The 8,385-nt window shown below is 70.3% G+C and carries 6 protein-coding genes; 2 read left to right on the top strand and 4 right to left on the bottom strand.

The features are described 5' to 3' along the window. Positions 1-250: 250 nt before the first annotated feature. Together ACFE86_RS18475 and ACFE86_RS18470 are read right to left on the bottom strand one after the other, a co-directional pair. Positions 251-1,105, bottom strand: a complete 855-nt coding sequence (locus ACFE86_RS18475; RefSeq protein ID WP_375456782.1) for a DUF1932 domain-containing protein — start codon at positions 1,103-1,105, stop codon at positions 251-253. Between the two features lie 80 nt (positions 1,106-1,185). Then, entirely contained in the window at positions 1,186-2,388 is a 1,203-nt protein-coding gene (locus tag ACFE86_RS18470; protein WP_375456781.1) for a pyridoxal phosphate-dependent aminotransferase, read from the bottom strand. 680 nt (positions 2,389-3,068) lie between these two features. On the opposite strand from ACFE86_RS18470, the gene ACFE86_RS18465 reads away from it, so the two are divergent. Together ACFE86_RS18465 and ACFE86_RS18460 are read left to right on the top strand one after the other, a co-directional pair. Then, positions 3,069-4,082 carry a fumarylacetoacetate hydrolase family protein gene (locus tag ACFE86_RS18465; RefSeq protein ID WP_375456780.1) on the top strand — a complete coding sequence of 338 codons (1,014 nt, stop codon included), beginning with the start codon at positions 3,069-3,071 and terminating at the stop codon, positions 4,080-4,082. Positions 4,083-4,235: 153 nt separating this feature from the next. After that, the gene (locus ACFE86_RS18460) at positions 4,236-6,023 is read left to right on the top strand and encodes a hypothetical protein (protein WP_375456779.1); all 1,788 of its coding nucleotides are present in this window, start codon (positions 4,236-4,238) and stop codon (positions 6,021-6,023) included. A gap of 120 nt (positions 6,024-6,143) precedes the next feature. Here the strand turns inward: ACFE86_RS18460 and cysN are convergent, their stop codons facing one another. Continuing rightward, positions 6,144-7,520 (bottom strand): sulfate adenylyltransferase subunit CysN, encoded by a 1,377-nt coding sequence (gene cysN, locus ACFE86_RS18455; protein ID WP_375456778.1) that lies wholly within the window; start codon positions 7,518-7,520, stop codon positions 6,144-6,146. Next, the coding region (gene cysD, locus ACFE86_RS18450) for a sulfate adenylyltransferase subunit CysD (RefSeq protein ID WP_375456777.1) at positions 7,520-8,385 on the bottom strand (866 nt) is incomplete at its 5' end. The genes cysD and cysN, both read right to left, overlap by 1 nt.

Here is an 8,385-nt window from a genome sequence, read left to right as displayed (position 1 = left end):
GGCCAGGGATTCATGTGGGCCATGCGCCGGATTCGCGGTTCCTGTTCCCCGCGCCTCCGACACGCCTGCAGCACCCCGGCCCACCAGGATTCATGGGAACGGTCCAGAGAACTGGTCCGGGCCGCCCCGTCACTGCCGACCCCGCGTCCATGCAGGCCCGAGCGGGCTCGCGAAACCTTCAGGCGCATCGGCCGCGGGGACCGCCGATGTAGGTGAAGACGTTTGAGCCGGCAACCGAAGCTTCGGCATATCAGCCCGTCCGCGACGATCGGCCTGCCGCCTCGGCGAAGGCTTCCAGCGCCGCGACCTCGTCGGCGCCCGCCGGCGACGACAACCGGTCATAGAAGGCGGCGGCGCCCGCGAACACCTGTCCCCCCGCCGCGTCCGGCGCGAGGAAGCCGGCGATCTCGCCCATCTCGGCGACCCAGCGGCCGGCCTTCGGCACCATGTCGGGCAGGGCGCGACCGAAGCGGGCGAGCAGCTCCGGCTCGCTCTCGGCGAGTTCCGCGCGGAGCGCCGCCCCGGCGCCGGAACGCTCCGCCCCGAGCACGATCAGCCCGGCGAGCGCCGTGAGCCCCTTGTTGATGCCGGCGTAGCTCATCTTCAGGGCGGAGGCGGCGCCGATGCCCCCTTCGCAGACGCGCATGTCGAGGCCGAGGTCGCGCAGGCGCATCGCCGGTCCGGTGCCGGGTCCGGACACGTACAGGCGCGGGCCGACGGCGCCGGGCCTCGGCGGATGGCCGAGGATCGCGCCGTCCAGGAAGGGCGTACCCGTCTCCGCAATCGTCGCGGCGATGCCGTGCAGGGTGTTGGGCGAGACCGCGTTGAGATCGACGTAGACCGGTTTGCGCGGCGCCCCCGCGAGGCTCGGGGCGAGGCGGCGGGCAAGCGCCGCGGCATCCGCCGGCGGCAGGATCGACAGGACGAGGTCGGCGGCTGCGAGGTCGGCATCCCCGGCATGGACCATGCCGGCGGCCTCGGCGCGGGCGCGGGTCGTCCCGCTCCGCCCGGTCAGCGAGGTCAGGACGCGGGCGCCGTGCCCGGTCAGGCGCGCGGCGACCGCGCTCCCCATGGCGCCCGGCGCGATGATGGCGATGGTTGGCATGCGGCTGCTTCTCGTCGAACGACGCACGGGTCCGACCCCTTCGGCGCCCGACCCTTCGCGGACCCCGCTCTACGTTAGGCCTATCGCAGCGCGCCGCAGAACCGCTGGATGCGGTGGCACGCCTCCTCCAGCGTCTTCGTCGCGGTGGCGTAGGAGATCCGCAGGTTGGGGCCGAGGCCGAAGGCCGAGCCGTGGACCGCGGCGACCCCTTCCGCCTGGAGCAGCTCGGTGACGAAGTCCTCGTCGGTCGCGATGACCTTGCCCGACGGGGCGGTGCGCCCGATCGTCTCCGCGCAGGACGGGTAGACGTAGAACGCGCCCTCCGGCGTCGGGCAGTGCAGGCCCTTGGTCTGGTTCAGCATCGAGACGACGAGGTCGCGCCGCTCCTGGAAGGCGGCCTTGAACGTGGCCAGGTGCGCCTGCGTCCCGTCCAGCGCCGCCACCGCCGCCCATTGCGAGATCGAGGACGCCCCCGACGTCTGCTGCCCTTGCACGAAGTCCATCGCCTTGATCAGCTTTTCCGGGCCGGCCGCGTAGCCGATGCGCCAGCCGGTCATCGCGTAGGCCTTCGAGACCCCGTTCATGGTGAGCGTGCGCGCGTACAGCCCGGGCTCGATCTGCGCGGGCGTGACGAAGGCGAAGTCGCCGTAGGTCAGGTGCTCGTACATGTCGTCGGTGAGCACCCAGACGTGGGGATGGCGCATCAGCACGTCGGTGATCTTGCGCAGCTCGTCCCGCGTGTAGGCCGCGCCCGACGGGTTCGACGGCGAGTTGAGGATGATCCACTTGGTCTTCGGCGTCAGCACGCGCTCCAGCTCCTCGGGCTGGAGCTTGAAATTGTGCGCCATGTCGGTCTCGGCGAACACGGGGGTGCCGCCGCACAGCACCACCATCTCCGGGTAGGACACCCAGTAGGGGCGCGGCACCACCACCTCGTCGCCGGGGTTGAGCGTCGCGAGCAGCGCGTTGTAGATCACGTGCTTGCCCCCCGTCCCGACGATGGTCTGCGAGACCGCGTAGTCGAGGCCGTTCTCGCGCTTGAACTTCTTTGCGATCGCCTCGCGCAGGGGCACGATGCCGGAGACCGGCGGATACTTGGTCTCGCCGCGGGCGATCGCCTCCACCGCCGCCTGCTTGATGTGCTCGGGCGTGTCGAAATCGGGCTCGCCGACCGACAGGCTGATCACGTCCATGCCGCCGGCCTTCAGCTCGCGCGCCTTCTGCGTCATCGCGATCGTCGCGGAGGGTTTTACGCGCGAGAGGGCGTCGGCGAGAAAGCCCATGGGGCGGTGCTCCGGTGTCTGGCAGGTCTGTCCGCCCTTCGGCGGCGGCGCGGACCCTAGTCGCCGGTCCGCCGACGTTCAAGGCGCGCGACCGGGGAGCGAGGCGGGTCGTCACGCGTCGCGCACAACGCTCCCCTCCGCTGGCCGCCGCGACGGCGGGTGTCGGCGGCCCGTCGCCCGACTGGGACGGGCCGCTCCGTCCTCGACCTGCGCTTCGTGCGGTCCGGCTCGACATCCGCCCAGGCGTTGCGCGACGCGTTCGGCCTTGCCCGCAACGATGGGCTTCGCGCAGCACGTCGCGGCGCTGGACGCTCTCTCTTGTGATGCCGGTGTACCGCAGCGGCTTCCGGCCCTCGCGCCGGGGCGCCCGGCCGCACGCCATCCTCGCGTTGGCGGCAAGCTGCGCCGACGCCGATGCGCAAGCGGAGCGGCTGGCGATCCCCGACCAGGACGCATTGCGGTGTTCTTATGCGGTGCCGGCGGAGGCCCGGGGGCTCGCGGTTGCGCACGAAGCCGCCTAACGGCCCGGACAATCCCGCCGCCCTGTCGCCCGCGCGGCCTGACACCGCCCCCGGATCGGCGCATGTTCCCCATCCCGATGCGGTCCGACCGCCGCGGGCACCGAGCCCCGAAACGGGGAACCGCGCCGGAAAACGGCGATCCTGGGATGGAGACGAACGATGGGTGATCGACGCGATTTCCTGAAGGCGACGGCGGCCGGCCTCGCGGCCGCGGCCGTGGCGGCGCCGGCCCGTGCGGCCACCAGCCCGTCGGGGGCATCCGCCCCCTTCGGGATGCCGCGTGACATGACGCTCATCAACATGCGCCGAGACGGAGGCTACACCCTCGGCGTCAAGACAAAGGACGGCGTCCTCGACGTGGCCGCCGCCGGGAAGGCGTTGGGTCTGCCCGTTCCGGCCGACATGGACGACCTGTTGCAGAACGGGAAGGGTCCGATGCTGCGCGCGGTGATCGACGCCGCCGAGGCCGCCCCCGACCGGCGGCTGACGATTCCCGAAGCGACGATCGCCTACGGCCCGCTCGTCACGCGGCCGGAAAAGATCATCATGATGGGCTTCAACTACCGCAAGCATGCCGAGGAGACCGGCACGCCGGTGCCCAAGGACCCACCGTTGTTCAACAAGTACAACAACACGCTCAACCACCACGGCGGTACGATCACACTGCCCACGCATGCCGCCCGCGAGTTCGACTACGAGACCGAGTTGGTGATGGTGTTCGGCCGCGAATGTCGCGACGTCTCCGAGGCCGACGCGCTCGACTACGTGGCCGGGTACAGCACCGGCAACGACTTCAGCGCCCGCGATCTCCAGACGCTGACCTCGCAGTTCATGATCGGCAAGACCTCGGACGGCTTCGCGCCACTCGGTCCCTACCTCGTCACCAGCGACCGCGTGCCCGATCCGAACAACCTGCGCCTCGTCACCAAGGTGAACGGTGCCGTGCGGCAGGACTGGAACACAAACGACATGATCTTCAACTGTCGCCAACTCATCAGCTTCGCCTCGAAGGTGATGACCATCAGGCCCGGCGACATCTTCTACACCGGCACCCCCCAAGGCGTGATCTTCGGCGAGAAGACGCCCCGCGCCGAGCGCACGTGGCTCAAGCCCGGCGACGCGATCGTCTCCAGCCTTGAGGGCTTGGGTGAGCTGCATTTCACCCTGGCGTGAAGCGGGTTTCGCGGCTGGATCGCGAGCCGACCGCGTGCTCGACGTGTCCGGTGATTGTCGAACCGAAGACAGTTTCCGGACGCATCGCGCGAAATCAGCATTGATTTTTGGACCAACCGATCTAGCCTCGATCGTACACGGGAAGGTTCGGTCATGCCCGAGGAGCACGCGAAGCCGGTCGGGTCGGGGACGACGCTGGTCGTCGTCGTGCACGGGCTCGGCGTCCTTCCCCATCGCATGGAGGACGTGCGCGCCGCCGCCTGCGAGGCTTACGGTCCGGGCACGGTGGTCCGCGTCCCGGAGATGCCCTACGCACGCTGGCTGTCGGGGACGCGCGCGACGCGGATCGTCGCCGACCTCCTGTCCGAGATCGACCGCTGGGTGCAGGAGGCCGCGCCGACGCGAATCGTCCTCGTCGGCCACAGCGTCGGGGCGACGATCGCCCGGCGAACGTTCCTCGTCGCGGCCGGGTGTCCCGACGACTTCCGGGCCGAGGGGGACCTTGCAACCGAGAAGCCGCGCGCCTGGGCGGACAAGGTCGAGCGCGTCGTGATGCTCGCCGCGTTCAACCGCGGCTGGAAGATCTCGGCGCGCATGGGCTGGATCTACTCCATCCTGTTCAACATCGTCGGCCTCGTCGGCCACCTCGTACCGGGCTGGACGCCGACGGCGTTCGACTTCCGCATCGGCGCCCCCTTCATGGCGCAGACCCGGCTGAACTGGCTCGCCTACCGCCGCAGCCAGCAGGCATCGCATCCGCGCGATCCGGCGCGGCCGGACCAGCCGATCCTGATCCAGCTCCTCGGCACCCAGGACGACCTCGTCTCCCCGGTCGATCAGGTGGATCTCACCGTCGACGGGACCGGGCAGGCGTTGATCGCCGGCCCGAACGATCCGCCCGACCCCGGCCCGGAGGCGCAGGACTATTTCCTGATCGAACTGCCGTTCACCGACCACAAGCAGGCGGTGATCCTGGAAGGCGACGCCGCCGCGCAGGCACGCCGGGTCCTGGTCCTGGACGCGCTCAAACGCGGGCGCGTCGGTCTCTCGACGATCGCCCTCGACCCGGCACTGCTGTCGGACGAGATCGAGGGCGTCGACGAGACGGTGAGGGACACGGTCTTCGTGATCCACGGCATCCGCGACGACGGCTTCTGGACCCACCGCATCGCCGAGCGCGTCCGGGCCGCCGGGAGCCCGACCGGGCGGAACCAGGCGACCGTCTTCCGAAGCTGGACGCCGAGCTACGGCTATTTCGCGATGCTGCCCTTCGTGCTGCCGTGGATCCGGCGCGAGAAGGTCGAGTGGTTCATGGACCAGTACGTGACCGCCTTCGCGCAATACCCGAAGTCGGATTTCCACTACGTCGGGCACTCGAACGGCACCTATCTCGCGGCCCGTGCGCTGCAGGATTACCCGGCCCTGCATTTCCGCAACGTTCTGTTTGCCGGCAGCGTGGTGCGGCGCGACTATCCCTGGCTACCGCTGGTGGATTCCGGCCGGGTCGCGCGGTTCCAGAACGTCTGCGCCGGCGGCGACTGGGTGGTGGCCCTGCTGCCCAAAAGCGTCGAGTGGTTCCGGAAGTTCGATCTCGGCGGTGCCGGCTTCGACGGTTTCCGCGATGCCGGCAAGCGGCCGGCCATCACCGAGTTCAAGTATCTGCGCGGCGGCCACGGCGCCGGCATCGCCGAGCCGCACTGGCCGAAGATCGCGGCCTTCATCGTCGACGGCACGCCGTTCGCACCCGACCGCAACGATCCGGAAACCCTCTACGAACCGACGCCCGATCCGTCGATCGCGGCCCTCGGCAAGGCCCATATCGGCATCGCCGCCGTCCTGGGGATCGGCCTTCTCGTCGTCTGGCTCTGCTTCAAGCTCGGCGGCCTGTTCGGCCTGCTGCTGGCCGTTCTGCTGATCCGGTTCGTGGTCCTGCGGGTGTGAAGGCTCGGGCTCCCACCTGCCGCATGTGCGGATTATCCGACCCGAGCCCAGTCGCCTGTCGGTCCGAGCCCGCCTGCGGACCCCCCAACCGGCAGGGACCCTTGAGCCGGGCGCCCGAGATCAGCCCCCGAACGCCCGGCGAAGGCGCGCGAACAAGCGCGTGCTGCCGATGACCGGTGCCGGTGCCGGTGCCGCCGCGGGCGCCCGGACCAGGCCCAGGGCCGCCGTGTCCGTGCTCTCGCGATCGATCAGGATCAGGCCGCCGGTGTCGCGGGTCTCGGCGTAGGGGTCGAAGGCCACCGCGCGGTCGAGCTTGAGCGTCACGTCGGCGATGTCGTTGGCCGCGAGCGTCCGGGCCGGCTCCGGCTTGCCCGTCTCCGGGTCGATGCGGCTGCGGATCTCGGCGACGACGGCGTTGGCCGTCGCCGTGCCGATCTTGGCGAGCAGGCTCGCGCCGGGCGCCAGCCCGGTCTCGGCCGCCCAGAACAGGCGCACGTCGAGGGTGTCGGAGACCCGCATCGGGTGGGCGGCCGCCGCGATCACGCTGCCGCGGGAGGCGTCGACCTCGTCGGCGAGCACGAGCGTCACCGACTGGCCCTCCCGCGCCGACGTGAGGTCGCCGTCGGGGCCGACGATCCGCGCGATCGTGGAGGCGCGCCCGGACGGCGCGATCGACACGGCGTCGCCCGGCCTCACGCTGCCGCTGGCGATCAGGCCGGAAAAGCCGCGGAAGTCCGAATTCGGGCGGTTCACCCACTGCACCGCCATGCGGAACGGGGCGGCGAGCGCCGCCTCGCGCACCGGCACCGTCTCGAGATAGGCGAGCAGCGGCGTGCCCGCGTACCACGGCGCCGAGATCGCCGGCAGCACGACGTTGTCGCCGTTCTTGGCCGAGAGCGGGATCGGCCGGATCTCGGCAAAGCCGAGGGTCTCGGCGAAGGCCGAGAAGCCCGCGACGATCGCGTCGAAGGTCGCCTGCGACCAGCCGACGAGGTCCATCTTGTTGATGGCCAGCACCACGCGGCGGATGCCGAGCATCGAGACCAGGAGCGCGTGGCGCCGCGTCTGGCGCGTCAGGCCCTGCCGGGCATCCACCAGGATCACGGCGACGTCGGCGGTCGAGGCGCCGGTGGCCATGTTGCGGGTGTATTGCTCGTGGCCCGGCGTGTCGGCGACGATGAACGAGCGTCGGTCGGTGGAGAAGAAGCGATAGGCGACGTCGATGGTGATGCCCTGCTCGCGCTCGGCCTGGAGGCCGTCGACCAGCAGCGCGAGGTCGACCTCCTGCCCTTGCGTGCCGTGCTTGCGCGAATCGCGCCGGAGCGCGGTGATCTGGTCGTCGAAGACCTGCTTGGTGTCGTGCAGCAGCCGGCCGATCAGGGTCGACTTGCCGTCGTCGACGGAGCCGCAGGCGATGAAGCGCAGCACCTCCTTGCGCTGGTGGGCGGCCAGGAACGACTCGTAGCCGAACGCGTCCGGCGCCTGATGGATCGTCATCAGAAGTAGCCCTCCTGCTTCTTGCGCTCCATGGCGCCGGCGCCGTCCTTGTCGATCACCCGGCCCTGCCGCTCGGAGGTGCGGGCGGCCAGCGTCTCGCCGATGATCGCCGGCAGCGTGTCCGCCTCGCTCTCGACGGCGCCGGTGAGCGGGTAGTCGCCGAGCGTGCGGAAGCGGACGCTGACCTGCCTGGGCGTCTCGCCCGGCGCCAGCGGCAGGCGGTCGTCGTCCACCAGGATCAACTGCCCGTCGCGCTCCACCACCGGCCGCGGCTTGGCAAAGTAGAGCGGCACGATCGGGATGCGCTCCTGCTCGATGTAGAGCCAGATGTCGAGCTCGGTCCAGTTCGAGAGCGGGAAGATGCGCAGCGACTCGCCGCGCTTCTTGCGCAGGTTGTACAGGTGCCACGGCTCGGCGCGCTGGCGCTTGGGGTCCCAGCGGTGCTGCGCGGTGCGCAGGGAGACGATGCGCTCCTTGGCGCGGGACGCCTCCTCGTCGCGGCGCGCGCCGCCGAAGGCCGCGTCGAAGCGGTGCTTGTCCAGCGCCTGACGCAGCGCCTGCGTCTTCATCACGTCGGTGTGCACCTCCGAGCCGTGGCTCACTGGGCCGATGCCGCGCGCGAGCCCGTCCTGGTTGGTGTGCACGATCAGGTCGAGCCCGAGTTCCTTCGCTCGGGCATCGCGGAACGCGATCATCTCCTTGAACTTCCAGGTCGTGTCGATGTGCATCAATGGGAACGGCAGGCGCCCCGGCGCGAACGCCTTCAGCGCCAAGTGCAGTAGCACGGAGGAATCCTTGCCGATCGAGTACAGCATCACCGGGTTCTCGGTCTCGGCGACCGTCTCCCGGAAGATGTGGATGCTCT

This window comes from uncultured Methylobacterium sp. (genome assembly GCF_964244095.1).
Lineage (GTDB): Bacteria > Pseudomonadota > Alphaproteobacteria > Rhizobiales > Beijerinckiaceae > Methylobacterium.
This window is presented reverse-complemented; position numbering and strand designations above follow the sequence as displayed.

Excerpts from the sequence above, each read along its gene's own strand:
- ACFE86_RS18475 (WP_375456782.1), bottom strand. The coding sequence starts at position 1,105 with ATGCCAACCATCGCCATCATCGCGCCGGGCGCCATGGGGAGCGCGGTC.
- ACFE86_RS18470 (WP_375456781.1), bottom strand. The coding sequence starts at position 2,388 with ATGGGCTTTCTCGCCGACGCCCTCTCGCGCGTAAAACCCTCCGCGACG.
- ACFE86_RS18465 (WP_375456780.1), top strand. The coding sequence starts at position 3,069 with ATGGGTGATCGACGCGATTTCCTGAAGGCGACGGCGGCCGGCCTCGCG.
- ACFE86_RS18460 (WP_375456779.1), top strand. The coding sequence starts at position 4,236 with ATGCCCGAGGAGCACGCGAAGCCGGTCGGGTCGGGGACGACGCTGGTC.
- cysN (WP_375456778.1), bottom strand. The coding sequence starts at position 7,520 with ATGACGATCCATCAGGCGCCGGACGCGTTCGGCTACGAGTCGTTCCTG.